Genomic DNA, 19,488 nt, shown 5'->3' on the forward strand with positions numbered 1-19,488 from the left:
CTGACATGTCAAATTTAACGAAGCGCATCCATAATTACATTTGTAAGAACAGGCTCCATATTATTTTAAAGGTAAATAGTACCAGCATCAATCACAAAAAACCGGAGCCATATATGGCTCCGGTTTACCCAACTTTATTGTTCACAGGCAATTAAATTATACGGTTACTGCCTCTTTGCTTGGTACTGATGTCGGTAGCGATTCGAGGCCTACTGTATTCAGGAAGTTCCAAGGCTTGTTGTAATGAGGTTGGAAGAAGAAATCGATAAAGGCAAGCTGATCGATTGTCATTTTATTTTGAATACATACAGATACTGTGTTGATCGATTGCGTCAAATCCGTCTTGGACAAGATTTGCGCTCCGAGAATGCGGCGTGTGGCGCGATCAAATACCACTTTTAATTGCACCTGCTCGAAGGTTGGCATAAATTCTGGACGGTAGTTGTCAATAATCATGGTAGTTTCTACGTCCATTCCTTCAGCCTTAGCCCCTTCTTCAGTAAGACCGGTAGCAGCGATATTATCTTCATAAATCTTAATGCCCGAAGTCCCTTGAGTACCCATATAAGGAATCGTCTCTTTCACTAAGTTACGTGCGACCAAAGTGCCCATCCGTACGGCATTGGTTGCCAGTGGAATATAAGCGTGCTTACCTGTAGGGTTGTAATGAATCGCGCAGCTGTCACCAGCGGCATACACATCTGGGCAACTAGTCTGCATATAATCATTAACCAGAATTGCGCCATTTGGCAGCATATCCACTTGACCTTTTAACAGCTCAGTATTCGGACGGAAGCCGATGCAGAGAATTACAAGATCCGCTTCATGCTCCCCTTCGCTTGTGATAACCTTGGTAACTTTGCCACCTTCACCAGCAAAAGAACTTACCTTCTCATTCAGCGCTAATTTAATACCATGATCCTTAAAGGATTGTTCGATCGGCGCAGTAAACTCTGGGTCCAAATATTTATTCAAAATACGATCTTCGCCATCAATCAGCGTAACTTGCTTTCCGTTCATTTGGAAGGCTTCCACCAACTCAACGCCGATATATCCAGCGCCTACGACTGTGATTTTATTCGCTTGTTTAGCTTTTTCTATAATGGTATTGGAATGATCATAGTTCTTACAAAGCAAGACGCCTTCCAGCTCAATCCCTTCGAGCTTCGGTACAATCGGCCATGATCCCGTAGTCATAATCAGCTTATCGTAGGTATCGTCAAACTCCTGTCCGGTTACCAAATTGCGAACACGCAATGTTTTGGACTTCGTATCCACAACGGTCACTTCATGACGCATGTTGGTCTTTACACCAAGCTCAGCAAGCTTCTCAGGGGAAGAATAGAACAGCCCGTGTGGGTCCTTGACCACTCCACCTACGTATAAAGCAATTCCACAAGATAAGAAAGAAATATTATCATTACGCTCATAAACCGTAATCTCGGCTTCCGGGTGAAGCTTGGCAGTATTTACAATTGCGGCAGTTCCGGCATGGGTACATCCAATGACAGCTACTTTCATTATTTTCTTCCTCCTTCAAATGGACAACCTGGTTATATATTCGAATTGCTTGACTGACCAAATTAGATATCTGATCACCGATAAGTTAATTGTGATTTATTTCACTTTATAAACTGATTATATTGTGATATTTATCACATTACAAGTCTTTTCGCCTATATTCTCAGATTGTTCACAATTTTAAGCATTTTCCGTCACTGCTGCCGATTGCGACCTCGTTAGCTTTGCCATGGGCGTAAGACATTATGTTCTGCCCCCTCAGGATATACTTTCTTATAACGCGCAAAAAAAGGCTTCCCCCTAAACCAACAGGGAAAAGCCTGATCATAAACTGAGTCTACACCAAACCGTGAATCACGCCATCCTCATCCATCCATAGTGCCTCAGCAGCTGGCTTAGCCGGTAGACCTGGCATCGTAACGATATTGCCCGTAATCACTACAGCAAACCCTGCACCAAGCGAAAGGGTAATATCACGGATACCTACCGTGAAACCTTCTGGAGCGCCAAGCAATCTAGGCTGATCTGAGAAGGAATAAGGGGTCTTCGCCATACATACTTGAAGATCATTTAACCCAAGACGCTCAATCACCGCTAGGCTGCGTTTGGCCGCAGGGGAAAAGTTAACCTCCGCACCACGGTAAATTTCGCGAACAATCTTGGTGATTTTGGAAGAGATGTCGAGTTCATTCTCATACAAAGGAGCAAAACGTTCAGTGTCGCTATGATCCAGAAGTTTCTTTAATTCCGAAGCCAACTCTTGTCCGCCCGCACTACCTTCTGCCCATACCTTGGATATTGCCGCAGGAACGTTCAATCGGCGACAAGCCTCCACAACGTCATTAATCTCTTCTGGGCTATCGCCTTCAAAATGATTAATGGCAACAAGAACAGGCACCCCAAATTTGCCGAGATTCTCTACATGACGCTCCAAATTAGACAATCCAGAGCGCAGCGCCAACCGGTTCTCCGTTTGGAGCTCATTCTTAGGTACACCACCGTTATATTTCAAGGATTTCACCGTCACGACAAGCACTGCCGCTGAAGGGGTTAGACCCGCTTGCCGGCATTTGATATCCATGAATTTCTCTGCACCAAGATCCGCTCCGAAGCCTGCTTCCGTAACCACAACATCTCCCAGCTTGAGTGCATAACGAGTACCAATAACACTACTGCAGCCATGGGCGATATTCGCAAATGGACCACCGTGTACAATAACAGGAGTGCCCTCCAAGGTCTGCACCAGATTAGGCTTAACTGCTTCCTTCAGCAGCGCTGTCATCGCTTCAACTGCCCCTATTTGCTCGGCCGTTACAGGCTGTCCCTCTTGGTCATACCCAATCAAAATACGGTTCAGACGCTTTTTGAGATCACTCAGATTATCGCATAGGCATAATACAGCCATAATCTCAGAAGCTGTTGTAATCTGAAATCCACTTTCCCGCACGGCTCCATTTCCATCTCCAAGCCCTGTCACAATATTCCGCAGACTGCGATCATTCATATCCATCACGCGTTTCCAAACGATACGCTGCGGATCAAGACCCAGCTCATTACCTTGGAAGATATGATTATCAATCATCGCAGACAATAAATTATGTGCAGAAGTCACCGCATGAATATCACCCGTAAAGTGCAAATTAATCTCATCTGCCGGAATGATCTGTGACTTGCCGCCGCCCGTGGCACCGCCTTTCATGCCTAAGCATGGTCCGAGGGATGGTTCGCGCAAGGCAGCCACGGTCTTTACTCCTGCTGCGTTCAATGCCTGTGCCAGCCCAATGGTTGTTAAGGTCTTCCCTTCGCCAGCAGGGGTTGGATTCACCGCAGTGACCAATACCAGCTTGCCATCTGGTTTGTTCTTCATGTCTTCCCATAAGGACGGTGAAAGTTTACTTTTATATTTGCCGTATAGTTCCAGATGCTCTTCGCCAATTCCCGCTTGTGCTGCTACCTCTGTAATTAACTTCATGCTTGTATTGAACCCTCCTGCCGTTATTATCCTGCTGTATTCCACGCTTTATGCATATTTTGCATGGGCATTACATTCTCTTCAAAGAATACATGGTCTCTGTAAAGCGTCAAGTATAATTTATCACAACAAAATTTAAGGCGCCTATTCTATATTCCTATGTATAAAAAGAAAATCCCGTCGAGACTCGGCCAAAGACCGAGGTCGAAAGGATACTTGTAAAATAACAATTCATCAGTCCCTAGAATGATCTACAGTAAGGACTCAATCTGTTCTGACATCGTTTCTGGCGATTCCTTTGGCTCAACACGAGCTACTACATTACCGCCACGATCAATAAGAAACTTCGTGAAATTCCAGCTGATATCACTGCTGTCGCCAGTACCCGGCTGCTGCTCTTTTAAATAATTGAAAAGAGGGCTGGCATCCGGTCCATTCACATCCACTTTGGCAAACACAGGAAAGGTAACGCCATAATTAATCTGACAGAATTCTTCTGCCTCTTCACTTGTACCCGGCTCCTGACCCGCAAATTGGTTGCAGGGGAATCCTAATACTACAAGTCCCTGATCCCTATACTGCTCGTATAGCTTCTGGAGATCCCCATACTGCGGTGTAAGTCCGCATTTACTAGCCGTATTGGCAATCAGCACTACCTTACCTTCATACTCTGTAAATGACACTTCTTTACCCGAAGGCGTAACGCCGGAAAAATTGTAGATCGACATCCTAATTCCCCTTCCTTCCATGTACTTAGACTACACTACGTATCTTACCCGAATTGTACCAGAATGCAACTTATCGACACTTTCTGTAAACACTAAGATAAAAAAAAGCAGTCCTATGTATTTCTTAGGACTGCTCTCTATCACTCTGTTATTTGGATACGGGTACGACATCATAATATTCTTCCAGCGTAATCCCTTTATCCGCAATATAAGTAGCTATATCCTTGCCCACATAACGGATATGCCAAGGCTCATACTTATATCCTGTAATGTCCTGCTTTCCTTCTGGAAAGCGGATGATATAACCATATTCGGTTGCATGCTGCGCTAGCCACTCCGCTTCCTTCGTTCCACCAAAACAGCTCTCCGCAGCACATTTTCCGTCACTTCCTGAGACATCGATAGCAAGCCCTGTCTGATGCTCGCTATAGCCAGGCACGGCACTGTAAGTACGAGCCAGTTCTTCTCCGTCTTTCTCAACATAACGATTGAACAGCCTTGTTTGGGTTTCCTTAGAACGGTAGGCCGAAACGCCAGCCAAGTAAATCCCGTCTTCCTCTGCGCCTGCGAACAGTTTCTCTAATGCTTCGGCAGCTTCCTTACGCATCATACGCTTCTCGATTTTCTCTTTAAATGTAAACCGCACTTCCGGGTAGACTAGATCCGTTGGCTTATAGTTGTCCGGCAGTCCATACTCCTTATTCACCATCACAGCTATGCTGTCAGGCTCTTTAAAAGAATCATCAGTGCTATTTCCCTTGCCGTTACTATCCGGTTCGGACGGATCAGAGGGATCCGTTGTATTAGATGGGTTAGCTACCACTGGGTCTGTTATGCCCTCTTCGGTGCTATTTCCATCTTCACCAGGCTCAGCTTGAAGATCATCCTGCACATTTATATTGGAACCGCTACTATCTGAAGCAGAAGGAGAAGGCGTCGTATATTTCCCAATCCCCCACCCAACAGCAATAACGACAATTAACAAGATTATTATTTTCAATTTTTTAGACATCTGCAAGATCTTCCTCCTCGAAGTCGAAACACTCTATTTATCTATTAGACAAGCTTTCCTTCAAAAATGTTACACTAAGATCCTTTTTTAGACAAATATCGCTCGGATAATTGTGCCTACAAAATAAAGTTACCATAGGGAGTTAGCTTGTCCGCTAACTTCCCTATGGTAACAAGTTTTAGTTATGAAATTCCACTCACATTATCTGGATGTGCCTCTGCCGCCACTTTTAAAGCCGCCGGAGCTACCACGTCCACCCCGTGAGGAACCCGTATTTCCGCTGTTGCGGCCGCCTTTACCAGCGCCACCCTTGGCACCGCTATAGCCGCCTTTGCTACCTTTACCACCTTTGCCGCCGCCTCTAGACGGGCCCGTACCGTAGCCGCTGCCTAAGCCGCCTCGTGGTGTGCCACCAACGTAAGCGCCGCCGTCTGCACCTCTGGCTACGTTCTCGCTGTAGCCAGTGCTTGGGCCGCCCTTCCGGTTCGCACCGCGCGAACCGGCACTGCTAGGCGCTGCTGCGTTGCCGCTAGCTGGCGCATCGCCTCTGGAGGCGAAGGCGCCATAGCCGCCGCCTACTCGTACTACGCCGGCAGCCTTGCCGCCGCCCTTAGGTGCGGCAGCGTCATAGCCGCTGCCGCCACGCTTGCCAGCCGCCGCATCGGAACGACCACCGCGGCGACCTTCTGCAGGCGCACCCCAGCCGCCTGCTTCCTTACCGCGGCCGCGGCCACCTTGCCGCGCTCCGCCTTCGCCGCGCGGAGCACCGCCGCGGCCAGAGCCGCCGGTCTTCGGTCCGCGGCCCGTGCGCGCTGCCTCAGCGCCGCCGCTTTGACGACCGCCGTGGCGTCCGCCGCCTTGTACTGCAACGAATTCGCCAACGCCGAATTCATCTTTGTCGTAACGGCGGCGATCCAGGCGCTGCGAAATGCCGTGCTCGATCAAGTCTAGTCCATCTTGCTCACGTGGAGAAGTGAACGTAATTGCAAGCCCTTTGCCTCCGGCACGGCCTGTCCGGCCGATCCGGTGAATATAGCTATCCACATCAAGTGGCATATCGTAGTTAAAGATATGAGTGATACCTTCGACATCCAACCCCCGAGCCGCTACATCTGTAGCTACAAGAAGCTGCAGCTTCGCATCACGGAATCTCTTCATTACACCTTCGCGTTTACCTTGAGACAAATCACCGTGCAGCTCATCACAATCATAACCTGCTGCTTGGAGTGCTTCGTTCAGCTTGGACACCCGACGTTTGGTCCGGCAGAAAATAATAGCCAAGTAAGGACGATCCCGTTCAATCAATGTTTTGAGTGCCTCTTCTTTATTACGATCCGAGACTTCCACGACTTGCTGTTTGATATTATCCAGCGGAATCGGAGAACCACTCTTAATAATGATATCCAGAGGCTCTTTCATGTAATTAGCTGCGAGACGTTTAATCGGATCTGGCATCGTCGCAGAGAACAACATCGTTTGACGGCGATAAGGAACAGCCGTAATAATGGTCTCTACATCCTCCAAGAATCCCATATGCAGCATTTGATCCGCTTCGTCCAGAACGAGCATCTTAACGCCACTAAGATCGAGCGTCTCCCGGCGCATATGATCTAGCAGTCTGCCCGGTGTACCGATAATAAGATGTCTGCCACCTTCGAGCTTACGCAGCTGCTTCTCAACATCCTGACCACCATAAACGGCCAAGATTTTAATATCCGTATGACGCGCCAGCTTACGTGCCTCTTCTGTAATCTGCAAAGCCAACTCACGTGTTGGGGCCATAATTAGCGCCTGCGGATAAGCTCGCTCCGTGTGGATCTTGTCCATAATTGGCAGCAAGAAAGCTAATGTCTTCCCTGTACCTGTCTTCGCTCTTGCAATTACATCCAAACCCTGCACCAATGGCGGTATTGCTTCCTGTTGCACTGGTGTAGGCTTAACGATGCCTTGACCTTGAAGCAATGTACACAGTAATTCTGAAACACCTAATTCTTTAAATCCCGGCAAATTCTCCACCTCACTATTTTCTCAGTTAAATTTGATTACATCTCTTACTTAACTTCCGTCTTCCAAAGCCCTATTCAGGCAGCCCTAACCCGACTGTCCTTTTGGGGGCGTATGCTTCCGATTCAGCTATATTCAAACAAAAGCGGAAGAACCCCGTCACCGGCATTCTTCCGTCCCATGTATCCCTTGACCCGTTAAAAGAGTGCGGTCAAAGTTCGGTTTCTGGGCAGCAGCGATCCACCGGACGTTTAGACGGCACTCCATTTGCGTTCCATTCCACTTTATACAATAGAAGTAAAGTTAAGCTTAGAAAGTTATCTTTTATATTGTACTTGATAGAACGGCATTTGTGTGAACCTGCAGAATAATAATTATTCTATCCTGCAGGTTAGAACCTTCCCGATTTAAAAATCGCATAGATCAACCATAGGAACATCAGAAGCGCTATTACGCCGCCAATCTCCACTGTAGGAAAATTCCATAACACTGAAGGCTGACCGCGCATCGCAGTGCCTATAATGAGTCCAACCATGATGATACTGAACGCAAGCATCACAATACTAAATGCTAAGCGGTTCCCAACCCGGTCCAGCTTTCGCTCCAGATGCTCGAGCTCAGGTGCCGCAATCTCTACCTTTAGCTTTCCCTTAGTAATTAGCGCAGATAACTGCCTTGCCTGCCCAGGAAGCTCTAAAAGACTCTCCGTTAAATCGGCTACGCCTCCAAGGAACTTGCGCTGCAATCGGGGACCACTAAATCGCTGCTTCACAAGTTCACGTCCAAAAGGCTCTGCCATCTCTAAAATGCTAATCGTTGGATCTAAATTGCTAATGACACCCTCAAGCGTCAGCATCGTCTTACCAAGCATCGTTAGATCCGGGGGAAGAACTAATCGATGCTTGCGAGCAATGCCAAACAGATCATTTAGCGCTTTGCCTATGCTCATCTTACTGAACGGAACATCATAATACTCTTCGCGAAGTCGATCCATATCATTATGCAACGCTGCTCGATCAGCATCCTCAGGGATGACGCCGAGACGCAAAATTGCCCGGACCATCGCATCCGTATTCTTACGCATTAGTGCGATGACAAGCGCAGACAGCTGCTCTTTCATCTCTTCGTTCAGCCGCCCCATCATGCCAAAATCAATCAAAGCCAGCTTCCCATCAGCCATTCGTATAACATTCCCTGGATGCGGATCCGCATGAAAAAAGCCATGAATGAAGATTTGCCTTAGCATCATTTCCACGAGCTGCTGAGCGATAACCTTAAGTTTAACTCCGTTACTCAATAACTCATCGCGACGACTCAGCGTAATCCCTACCACATATTCCATCGTCAGCACCCGTTCTGACGTATAGTCCCAATGAATATCCGGTATGTATACTCCGTCATAATCCATCTGTTGAGCAATTTTCTCTGCATTGCGTCCTTCTTGGCCGTAATCCAGCTCGCCAAGCAGAGATTTCGAGAATTCCTCTACCATACGGGACAACTGATATTGCCTCGCCCAGCCTAGCTGCTTCTCAGCAAGGGCGCTTAGATCTTTGAGAATTTCCAAATCCCTACTCATCGTTCGCAGTATACCAGGGCGCTGAACTTTAACAGCCACGACCTGCCCACTGTGAAGAACAGCTCTATGCACTTGACCGATCGACGCAGCCGCAAGGGGAGTATCCTCAAAAGAATTAAAGATCTCATCCATCCGTTGATCGAGTTCATGCTCCACAATCGTGCGCACGCGCTCCACAGGGAACGGGGGCACATTATCCTGTAGTTTTACCAATTCTTGAATAATAGAATCAGGCAGCAGATCCGAACGGGTACTGGCGAGTTGTCCAAGCTTAATAAAGGTTGGGCCCAAATCCTCCAATACGAGACGAATCCGCTCCCCGAGTGTAAGACTTGTATGAGCTTCTTGCGTTACAAGACGGCGTGGAAGGGATAATAAATGATAGAGCCCCAGCTCCTCCACCATATAGCCAAAACCATGGTGCATAAGCGCCATGGCAATGGACCGGTATCGTCCGGCATGTCTGATACGTACTGCCATTTAGTCCGTACGCGTTTCCGCCGATGTTCCTTCTAGATGGGAAATGCCCTCCAGCTCGGCCAATCGACGCTCCAATACAGCAATTCGGCCTTCCAGCTCGTCAATATCACTTTGTACAGGAACCTTCATTTCCTTCAACACGCGTTGTACTTGTTCTTGTACAACAGACTTGAGCATACCTCGCTCTTCCTCACCGCGTTCAATCAGACGGTCAACAAGGGCCTTAGACTCCGAAGGAGCAAGCTCCCCACGCTTCACTAGTTCCTCAACAACCTTTTCTACTTTTTCCTTACTAACAATGGTGAGGCCCACTCCTAAAGAGATCGCTTTTTTAAACAAATCACTCATAGTACTTCCTCCCAAAGATTCCGTTTCGTTACAAACGGAGTTGATGATTAAAGTATACCTCACTGTGTGCGTATTTCAAAAAAACGCAAAATCCCTTAGTTACTTACCGGAATACGTGCAGCCCAAGTAGCTGCCTGCAAGATCAGTTTACGTAGTGCTGGATGGCGGAAGGATGGCTCATGATGCCCAGGCATAAGGAACACTACTCGTCCTAAACCATAGCTGTGGCACCATGCAGCTGGAAGCCATTGACCCTCCGATTCATACTGAAGAAGAATAGTCCGATCTGTGAACGGATCAAATTCGAAATGATAAGGCTCTTCATCCAGCTGGAAGTCTTCAACGCCCTCAGTAATGTCATGCTCTAGCACCTTAAAATTCATTGGCTCGTAAGCAGTGTGACCATTAAAGCGTCCACCGATCAGCTGAGCTAGTTCGTTACGCTTCGTCAATGAAGCACCTGTATGAAGAACAATCAGTCCTCCACCACCGCTCACATAGCTGAGTAGGCCAGCGGTTTGCTGAGGAGATACAGTTTCATTCCATAATTCGTTGTAGGCAATGCATAAGTCATAACTTCCCAAATGCTCAATACGCATCATTTTTTTATTTTCTGAACACTGAACGGTTAATAAATCATTTAAGATCTCGCTAATTTGTTGGTCCACTCCTTGAAGTGGATGGAAACGGGGATGGGTATAATCACCAAGTAACAGACATTTTCTTTTGTCCATGGGGATCCTCCTCCTTATTCATTGTTATTATTCATCACATGTTGCCTATATTCTAAGGAAAACTGCTGCGAATGTCCATGCAGATGGCAGGTTTACTACTCGTAAGGCATCCTCTTCCGGGTAAAAAAGCATCCCCACCCATTGAATCCGGCGGGAATGCTTCTGAATAGTAACGTAAATCTTGTAAAGCTTCCGCACACTGTGGTCTAGCGATTCGCCGCCACATATTTGCCCAACTCTACAATCATGCTTCCCATCCGTTCATGCTCAGGCATGATGATACGTTGTAGGCCCTCTTCTTTTAGAGCCTCAGAGGTAATACGCCCTACAGAAACAGCAAGCACTTTATCCTCGAAAGACCTTAGCATCTCCTCCAGCTTGCCCTGTTCCCGAGCAAACTGAGAGAGGAAACGAAATTGTGGCGCACTTGTAAAAGCCACGGCATCAATCTTACCTTCTATGATTTCTGTAAGCAATCTTTCAAGCTCACCCGGTTCTGGTAGAGTATGACGATACGGCAGCACTTGGCGGGTATTCGCCCCAGCCTCCTGCAGCCATGCGAGCATACGAGGAGCTGGATCGCCGTGCAGCTGCAGTACGACCTCCTTGCCCTTCAAATCCAAAGATTGAAGCCCACGAATCAATCCGATCGTACTTCCGTCGTCGTCACGAACCTCCGGCGTAAGTCCTCTTTTTTTCAAAGCATTCACTGTCTTATAACCCCGTGCAGCAATAATAGAACCAGAAAGGACCTCTAAGAAACGCTCAGCGATATTAAGGCGTTCAGCCGTTTGGAAGAGAGCATCCAGTCCCATGCCTGTGGTAACGATCACCAAATAAGGTGGATGGCTGATCCATGAATTCAATCCTTCCTCCAATGCCTCATCATCAAGAAAGACAGTACCTTGAGCAGGTCGACATAACGCCGTCCCCCCCATATTTTGCACCAGCTTGGCCATCTCTTCCGATTTGCGCGGACCCGCCAAGGCGACCGTGAACCCCTTCAGTTGCTCTGCCATGTACTATTATCTCTCCTCTCTCCGTTGCCTAACCCAACATTATTGTTTATCAGTATACTTGCAAAGGGCTGCAAAAGGGAAGATAAAAGCATCGTTTTCCTATATGAAATATATATTATTACTAGGAGGAGTGTATTTTAAAGCTACTCACAAGCTTTTGCAGTTCCTCCGCAAGACGGCTAAGGTCGGTAGACGAAGACGCCATCTCTTCAACAGAAGCGAGCTGCTCTTGCGCTGCCGTCGCGATGGTCTCTGTATTCACAGCCGCTTCTTCAGAGATGCCGCGAATCTCTCCTATAGCCTTCTCCATGTGATCTGATTCCACCAATAAGGTCTGTACAGCCCCACCCATTGCCTCGATCTTCTCTGCGGCACTCTTGACCGCTCTACGTATACGGGAGAAAGAACGTCCGGAAGTATCCACGGCCTCTATCCCTTCGGTTACGCGCTGCTTTGTGTCTTCCATCGTATGAGTCACCAGCGTCATCTCACTATTAATGGCGGTAATCTGCTCTGCAATCAAATGCGCTGATCTCTCTGATTCCTCTGCCAGCTTACGCACTTCAGCAGCAACAACGGCAAATCCACGGCCATGCTCTCCAGCTCTGGCCGCCTCAATAGAAGCATTGAGAGCTAACAGATTGGTCTGACGGGCAATCCCTGTGATGACGCCGACAATGCCCTCAATTTGACCGGTCCTTTCATTTAGCTTGTCGATTACACTGCCAAGCTCTCCCACCGTTCTATCGATACCATTGATCTTATCCACCACGCTGATGACGGAATCATTTCCTTCCGAAGCAGAGAGTGAAGTCTTGTCCATCATCGCAGACACCTGCTCCATATATACGGAAATATGATCCACTTCGCTTGTCGTCGCCGCTGTACTTTCCATTCCTTTGCGTACACCGATCACCTGCCGTTCCGTCCCTGCCGCTACCTCCTGAATCGCTATCGTCATTTGTTCGATTGTTTGGGCATTCTGCTCCGCACTGGCAGTCAGCTCTTCGGCTGAAGAGGAGACATTACTCGTCATCTCCTGCACACCTATGATCATCTCGCGCAGGCTGAGCACCATTAATTGAAAGTTCTCGGCTAGCATGCCAATTTCATCTTTGCGGAAAGCTCCCATGTCTTCGGACAGATCCCCTTTGGCTATCACGGCAGTTGCTTTCCGCAAACGGATCAGAGGCTTCAAGATAGATTGAATATTAAAATAGATTACGATCAGTGCAAGCAGAACGGAAACTACAATTACAAGCAGCGCTGTATTGCGGATTCCACTCGTTACTGAAGTCACTTCATCTATGCTTATCGTGCCTCCGATTCTCCAGCCCGTAAGCTCATTTACCATAAACGTCATCTTTTTATGCGTACCCTTGTAGACATAATCAAAAGTACCTTGATCTTCCTCAAACATTTTCTTTATAAAGTCATCGGATGACTCCAGCCCAATAGCCTCTGTTGGATGAACAAGATATTTCTTGCTGTTATCCAGGATAATAATATATCCTTCCTTGCCCACCTTGGTCGCGGTCAATTCTCCTAATGCAGATAGATTGAGATTCAGGGTTATTACCCCGTCACCGCTCTTCAGGACCGTTGATATCGCGATCGCCGTTTCCTGATTCACAGTTTGAAAGGCCGGAGAAATCACAACACCTTTCCCGTGCTTCAGAGAATTAATATAGGCACTTTCCTGCCTGGGATCATAGCCTTCGGGCAGCTTGGCTTCCGAAGCATGGATCGATTGCCCTCTGCTTGTACTAACATAAATATCTAGCACATCAGGATGTAGCACAGCATATTCCTTTAATCTGTCCTTCATAGAAGCTACCGTCTCTCCATTTGCCTCACTGTTGGTCCCCTCAGCGGTGAACTCAGCAGCAAAATAAGAAATAGCATCTATTTTCGATTGAATATTCGAGTTGATGATTGCATCTACTGCCTCAACACTTTCGGTAGCATTGTTCACCAGTTGATCTTCCACTTCATGGCTAGCAGATTGATAGGTTCGCCAACCGATAATGATACTGGGCAACAGTAGAACTAATAGGTATGTCAGAATTAATTTGGTTCGGATACTCATACCCGCTTTTTTGTTCATAGATGTCATCACACTCTCTCTCTTCGAGTCTTAAAGAAGGACTTATTTACCAGACTTACTATATAATTATATATCCTCCTTTGGAACCGATTTTCCTCCTATCTTTCTTCATTTTTCTCATCATTCTTAAAAATTGTCATATAAACGCAACAAAAAGACCGCCTCAAAGAGAGCGATCTACTCAAATAAGCCTATTTCTTATCATTACCGTAGCAAAAGGCTCCGGTTCTTTCATCCTAGTTCACGTTCTTATTCTTGCAGTTCGGGCAGACGCCTCCGAATACCACATGAGCATGACCAATGGTATAACCTGTATCCTTGGCCACTGTGTTCATCCAGTCTCGTGGAACTTGATTCATTACCTCATCAACCGCACCGCAAACCTCGCAAATGATATGCTGGTGATCATCCATGCGGGCATCATATCTGCTGGCAGCCTCACCAAGCTTAAGCTCACGAATCATTTGTTTATCTGAAAGATAACGAAGAGAGTTATATACAGTACCGTATGCTAAGCTATGACCTTGTTCTACTAGCCGGTTCATTACTTCCGCAGCAGTGGGATGGTCATGTGAATTAAGGACGATATCGTAAACGGCTTGACGTTGGGAAGTCAAATTTAGACTTTTCATTGCTATCATCCTCTAACTTGTTTTTAGATCAAGTATAAATCTTGAATGTAAGAACGTCAATCCCACTTTTATCCACTCATTACTTTCTCAGTTACTTAATCAATCCTGAATATTTGATGTTAACATCAGCTTTGACCTGAAAATCGAGCCCGGCATAGAGCCCTTTCCACACTTCCATTTCGGTATCATTATTAAAATGTCTAGCTCCATAGTGCAGCCCCCACCCAAAAGGATCCAAACCGCTCGTATGAATTTTTTTCAGTAATGCTAAGATATCATCTTCCAATTCTTTCTCGCCAGCTGCCTGAATTTTTTTCAACTTGCTATGTGTCACCAAATCCGGGCTGCTACTCTCTTCGAGGATCCCTTTAATCTTAATATGGTATCGAATAGTAGCTTTTCCGCTCTCCGTATTTAGTATCTTGTAGTCCGAGGATGATCTCTCTGTGTAATACTGATACATGACCCCCTCAATATGGGCTGGCAAATTGGTCCGTAAGTTGGAGCGCGACAGCAGATTGTATAGCCGGGTTTCGTTCGGTGTAAGCACCATCTTGATTTTCTCGCTATCCAGTAGAGCAATTTTATCAATTAAGAACTCGCTCTTCCCTTTGGCCTCGATAATCGGCAAGATCGGATCAATACCCCTCTCATAAATATTTCTCATCAGCTGAAAGGAATACACACTAGCAATAAAAGGAGATTCCGTTCCCTGACCACTCATCGCCAGAATAAGAGAATTCGATGGAATACGCTCCGATTCGGGTCGTACCTGCAGCACTTGAAGTGCCTCCGGACGCCCGACTGCAAAATTTACAATAAGCTGGACATCTCTGCGCCGCACGGCCCAATCCATAACATGCTGAATATCTTTACGTGCGATCCCTTCTCCCAAAATAATCGATTTACAATGGGAATAATCAAGCTCCTTCTCCACTTTTGACTTCATTCTGCGGAGCGCTTCCGAAATACTAGGGGACTCTTCGGTTAATATCTGCATCTTCTCATCAATCTTAGTAACTTCCCCCTGTGGGATAGCCAGTTTCAAGCTGATCTTGAAAGTCCCTTCTTCTTCACCAGGGTCAACACCGATCGCCAGTACGAATATCCTTAAATCAATTTCTTTGAAGTCACAGCCGGCAAGGAGTAGCAGTAACACAATTCCTATTGCACTAAGTGCTTTTCTCACAACCTCTGCCTCCTTACTTTGCGATAACAATAAAACAGCAGAGCGATTAAGAACATCTCACCAAACCAGCGGATCTGTAGAAACCAAATACCCAACACGTTGAGCTGATATTGATCCATCCATATTAAGGAGAGGACCAGTCCGCTAAACAAGCACAGGATGAGCCACTCTTTCCACTGCTCTGCCTTCTGCGATTTTTTTTTCGTAGATGAAATAGCACCTTTGAATAACCCTAACCCTACATGCCAATGAACAATTACGCTCACCAGAGATAAAGTCATGTAGGCAAAATAAAAAATAAACAACATCCGTTCAATAATAAAGGATTCTATCCGGATACTGTCTGCCGTCGAGAACCACGTATATACATGTCTCTCAATCGCAACAGTACCGAAATAACCGATAGGGACTAAAAAGGTTACGAGAAGTACGAGAAGTCCTTCCACCCCTAAAATCCAGACATGCTTTAGCTTTAACCCATGAAATACCCGATTAAAGATGGCTAGATTAATATAACCACTAAAAGAAAAGGTAGCTGCCGAAAGACTCATCAAATCCGGCTTATGCCAGATGTATGTAGTGATCTGCAGAACAGAATCCCAATTGAAGTCCGGATTGGTCAGCGCCTTTACGATGCCATAGACAATTAACGGTAATGTAACGAAAAGAATGATTTCAAGACCATACAAAAGTGATAGTGAATCAAAGCGACAGCAGATGCAGACCAATATCAGAAAGCCGATCACGACAGTATATGGGCTTGAATTCGGACTGACATACCGCAGTGTAATATCTACAAAGGAAAGCAAGGTAACCCCCCCAGCCACACACCATAACCCCGCAAAAAACACTAGTAAGGGTTTGACTAGCAGCTTAGGAAGAAGAGGGGTAAATATTTCCGGAAACCCCTTTCCAGGAAATTTAGCAATCAATACAGTAAATATATAGACAAACAAAGTGCCAAGGACCGTTGCAATCAGTATGGAGAACAAAGCACCGTCAAAGCGTCTGTCTATTAGTTCCCTAGGAACAAAATTAATGATGTTGATCAAGCTGTTCATCAGAAAAAGACAGTAGAAATAACGGCTTTTGGCCATCAATGTTACCCGCCCTTCTTCTTACCAAGGTTATCAAGAAAAAACAATCTGAAATAAGGTTGTCCAAAGCTACGCTGATTGCATAAATACATCGCGAATCCTACAACACAGACCACTACACCAACCATTCCTAGAACAGCGGCAGCTATAAGAAAAATGTACTTCAGCACGCGTATCGACAAGCTCATCATATTCAGAGGAATCAGAAAATTGGATATCGCAACGGCAGAGACTAATATAATCATAATATTACCTACAAGCCCTGCCGCGGTAGCTGCCTGACCTAAGATTAGACCTCCGACTGTCGTGGCCGTAGGACCAATCGCTTTGGGTAGCCGTAAACTGGCCTCGGTCAGAAATTCCATCATCATAAGCATTAAGAGTACTTCCACAAAAGATGGATAAGGCACGGTCGCGCGACTACCCGAAATGAGTAGTGCAACCTGCACACGAATAATCTCGGGGTTATAAGAGGTAAGTGTTACATAGATCGCAGGCAGCCACAACGTCATGCACACACCGATAATTCGGAGTAGCTTTAAGAAACGGCCCACAATAGGAAATTGGATCTTATCATCCATGGATGTAAAAAAATCATTAAATATGGAGGGCAACACTATCGCATATCCCGTTGTATCCAGGAGTATCGCTACTTTTCCTTCAGACAAATTAAACACAACTCTATCAGGTCTTTCAGTAATAATAGACTTAGGGAGTATTCTCAATTTATCACTGCTTATAAACTTCTCAAGTTCTCCCGTAGCCTGTAAAATATCAACCTTTAGGGTATTCATCTTCTCCCTTAATTCCGCTAATACATTATGATCAACACGACTGATGTCGTATAGGATGGCCACTTTTGTTTTGGAGACATCACCGATGATCATGGTTTCCATTTTGAGATTAGTGGATTGATAGCGACGGCGAATCATGTTCAGATTAACCGCAATATCCTCCGTTAGTGCATCTGAGGGTCCCTGTGAAATGCTTTCTGCAGACGTTTCACTAACACCACTGCTCTCTGTACTCATCGCGTCAAAAAAACAAATCACATCATTTATGCTAAGAAGAACGTAGCCACTAAGCAAAAGATCGATCGCTATTTCCTGCGTAGTCTCCTCTTCCGTGCCCGGATACGTCGTAATGTAATCAAGATAAGCGTTAGTATCCCCCATCTCATAAAACGGCGTAATCACATGGCGACTGAGCGTCTGCGAATCTGTAACGCTTTTAATATAAAGTAAGTTGATCTGCCCAAAAGGTGCAACGAGCGTTCTATCAATTAAATCGGCAAATCCGTCCAACTGATCCTTGATCCATTCCAGAGAAACATTGTGCTTATCCTGTTGAACTGACATGGATCATCCCTCCTAATTATCCTGCGCTTCCCGGATGCCACCTTATTTTGGCACTATTTCTCTGAATTCATGCACTGCACATATGAATACAGAGTTTCTTTTAACGGGACTGTGGTAATAAATGAAATGAGCATTGTACAGATGGAGGGATAATAAGATGGATCCACACCGTAAAATAACGCAAGGTCTTCCGCAATTTCCAGAATCAATATGGCGTGACACTACAGATTTACCGACCTTTCCAAAGCTGAATGAAGATATTTCGACAGATGTCGCTGTGGTGGGCGGCGGTATTACAGGGATTACAACAGCCTATCTCTTAAGCAAAGCCGGATACAAAGTCGCACTCTTGGAGGCAGGGGAAATCCTCAGCGGTACTACGGGTTTTACAAGCGCCAAGATCTCCACTCAGCACGGATTAATCTATCATCATTTGCTGAAACATTTCGGGGCGGAGAATGCCCGGCGCTATTATCAATCGAACAATGAGGCTATGAATTGGATCTTAAAAACGGCTGAAGAACTTGAAGTGTCTTGTGACATGAAACGTGAAGCGGCCTATTTGTACGCTGATGCTGAAGATCATAAAACGCTTAAACAGTTGGAAGAAGAGTATAAAGCCTATGAACAATTAGGCCTGCCCGGTGAATGGCTGGATAACGTCTCTATCCCTCTAATGGCGAGCGGTGCGATTAAATTACCAGGACAAGCTCGCTTTCACCCCCTGCAATATCTGAAGGCCTTGTTGAAGGTTATCGTGGAAAAAGGTGGCGTGATCTATGAGCATACGATGATGGCGGACAAGGTGGAGAAGAACGATACGCTTACGCTTTTTACGGAAAAGAATGACTTCCGTATCACCTGCCGTTACGCTGTGTCAGCTTCTCATTTCCCCTTCTACGACGGAGGTGCGTTATATTTCTCGCGACTGCATGCTGAACGTTCCTACTGTCTGGCGATCCAGCCCGAAACGGATTTTGAGGGTGGAATGTATTTAAGTGCCAGCGAACCAACCCGTTCTCTGCGTGCAGTGGAGTGGGAAGGCCAGAATCTGATTATCGTCGGGGGTGAGAATCATAAGTCGGGCCAAGGCATTTGCACGATAGGTCATTATGAGAATCTGGAGCTGTTCGCAGGCCACTTGCTGGGCATCAAATCGATCCCTTACCGCTGGTCAGCACAGGATTTAATTACGCTGGACAAGGTCCCCTACATCGGCAAGATTTCGAACAGCAAAGAGATTTATATCGCTACCGGATTTGGAAAATGGGGCATGACAAGCGGTACCTTATCCGCTCAAATTATCTCCGATCAGATTCAGCGTAAGGATAATCCATACACAGAGCTATACGATCCATCCCGCTTCAAAGCTGGCGCCAGCCTAAAAAGCTTCTTCGTTCAAAATGCCAATGTGGCAAAAGAGCTTGTAGCGGGCAAAGTAGAAATCGTCCATAAAAAGACAAGTGATTTGAAGGCAGACGAAGGGGCTGTTGTCTTCCATGACGGTAAACGTGTGGGAGCTTATAAGGATCCGGAAGGGACGCTTCATCTGGTAGACAGAACCTGTACACATATGGGCTGTGAATGCGAATGGAACGATGGCGACCGTTCTTGGGATTGCCCTTGCCACGGCTCCCGTTTCTCCTATGATGGAGAAGTCTTAGAGGGACCTGCATCCGTGCCGCTGACGAAGCTTTACGAATAAATC

15 protein-coding genes are annotated in these 19,488 nt (G+C 46.2%); 1 reads left to right on the forward strand and 14 read right to left on the reverse strand.

Translation table 11 applies throughout. The annotated features are described in order from the left end of the window. Nucleotides 1–156 precede the first annotated feature (156 nt). The 14 genes from H70737_RS27865 to H70737_RS27930 all read right to left on the reverse strand — a co-directional run bounded on the left by H70737_RS27865 (nucleotide 157) and on the right by H70737_RS27930 (nucleotide 17,780). On the reverse strand, nucleotides 157–1,521 hold the full coding sequence (locus H70737_RS27865) for an FAD-dependent oxidoreductase (RefSeq protein WP_042192536.1): 1,365 nt from the start codon (nucleotides 1,519–1,521) through the stop codon (nucleotides 157–159). A 337-nt stretch (nucleotides 1,522–1,858) separates the two neighbouring features. Further along, on the reverse strand, nucleotides 1,859–3,493 hold the full coding sequence (locus H70737_RS27870; RefSeq protein WP_042192538.1) for a formate--tetrahydrofolate ligase: 1,635 nt from the start codon (nucleotides 3,491–3,493) through the stop codon (nucleotides 1,859–1,861). 251 nt (nucleotides 3,494–3,744) lie between these two features. After that, nucleotides 3,745–4,221, reverse strand: a complete 477-nt coding sequence (locus H70737_RS27875; RefSeq protein ID WP_042192540.1) for a glutathione peroxidase — start codon at nucleotides 4,219–4,221, stop codon at nucleotides 3,745–3,747. Nucleotides 4,222–4,369: 148 nt separating this feature from the next. Further along, nucleotides 4,370–5,233, reverse strand: coding sequence for a M15 family metallopeptidase (locus tag H70737_RS27880; RefSeq protein WP_042192542.1), 864 nt, complete (start codon nucleotides 5,231–5,233; stop codon nucleotides 4,370–4,372). A 201-nt stretch (nucleotides 5,234–5,434) separates the two neighbouring features. Beyond that, nucleotides 5,435–7,240 (reverse strand): DEAD/DEAH box helicase, encoded by a 1,806-nt coding sequence (locus H70737_RS27885; RefSeq protein ID WP_042192544.1) that lies wholly within the window; start codon nucleotides 7,238–7,240, stop codon nucleotides 5,435–5,437. Between the two features lie 388 nt (nucleotides 7,241–7,628). Beyond that, complete coding sequence (locus H70737_RS27890) at nucleotides 7,629–9,296, reverse strand: ABC1 kinase family protein (protein ID WP_042192546.1); 1,668 nt, start codon at nucleotides 9,294–9,296, stop codon at nucleotides 7,629–7,631. Next, the gene (locus H70737_RS27895; protein ID WP_042131416.1) at nucleotides 9,297–9,644 is read right to left on the reverse strand and encodes a phasin family protein; all 348 of its coding nucleotides are present in this window, start codon (nucleotides 9,642–9,644) and stop codon (nucleotides 9,297–9,299) included. A gap of 95 nt (nucleotides 9,645–9,739) precedes the next feature. Then, nucleotides 9,740–10,378, reverse strand: coding sequence for a ThuA domain-containing protein (locus tag H70737_RS27900; protein WP_042192549.1), 639 nt, complete (start codon nucleotides 10,376–10,378; stop codon nucleotides 9,740–9,742). 206 nt (nucleotides 10,379–10,584) lie between these two features. After that, complete coding sequence (locus tag H70737_RS27905; RefSeq protein WP_042192551.1) at nucleotides 10,585–11,397, reverse strand: uroporphyrinogen-III synthase; 813 nt, start codon at nucleotides 11,395–11,397, stop codon at nucleotides 10,585–10,587. Between the two features lie 121 nt (nucleotides 11,398–11,518). After that, entirely contained in the window at nucleotides 11,519–13,513 is a 1,995-nt protein-coding gene (locus H70737_RS27910) for a methyl-accepting chemotaxis protein (protein ID WP_042192554.1), read from the reverse strand. Nucleotides 13,514–13,740: 227 nt separating this feature from the next. After that, nucleotides 13,741–14,136, reverse strand: coding sequence for a Fur family transcriptional regulator (locus H70737_RS27915; RefSeq protein ID WP_042131422.1), 396 nt, complete (start codon nucleotides 14,134–14,136; stop codon nucleotides 13,741–13,743). Between the two features lie 91 nt (nucleotides 14,137–14,227). Beyond that, nucleotides 14,228–15,325: a Ger(x)C family spore germination protein gene (locus H70737_RS27920; protein ID WP_042192556.1), complete on the reverse strand. Its 1,098-nt coding sequence runs from the start codon at nucleotides 15,323–15,325 to the stop codon at nucleotides 14,228–14,230. Next, nucleotides 15,322–16,422 (reverse strand): GerAB/ArcD/ProY family transporter, encoded by a 1,101-nt coding sequence (locus tag H70737_RS27925; protein WP_042194655.1) that lies wholly within the window; start codon nucleotides 16,420–16,422, stop codon nucleotides 15,322–15,324. The genes H70737_RS27920 and H70737_RS27925 overlap by 4 nt, the downstream gene beginning before the upstream one ends. 5 nt (nucleotides 16,423–16,427) lie before the next feature. Next, nucleotides 16,428–17,780, reverse strand: coding sequence for a spore germination protein (locus tag H70737_RS27930; protein ID WP_042192558.1), 1,353 nt, complete (start codon nucleotides 17,778–17,780; stop codon nucleotides 16,428–16,430). A gap of 157 nt (nucleotides 17,781–17,937) precedes the next feature. Between H70737_RS27930 and H70737_RS27935 the strand changes: the two genes are divergently transcribed. Then, nucleotides 17,938–19,485 (forward strand): FAD-dependent oxidoreductase, encoded by a 1,548-nt coding sequence (locus tag H70737_RS27935; protein WP_042192561.1) that lies wholly within the window; start codon nucleotides 17,938–17,940, stop codon nucleotides 19,483–19,485. The last annotated feature ends 3 nt before the right edge of the window (nucleotides 19,486–19,488 follow it).

It is taken from the genome of Paenibacillus sp. FSL H7-0737 (assembly GCF_000758545.1).
GTDB lineage: Bacteria > Bacillota > Bacilli > Paenibacillales > Paenibacillaceae > Paenibacillus_AQ.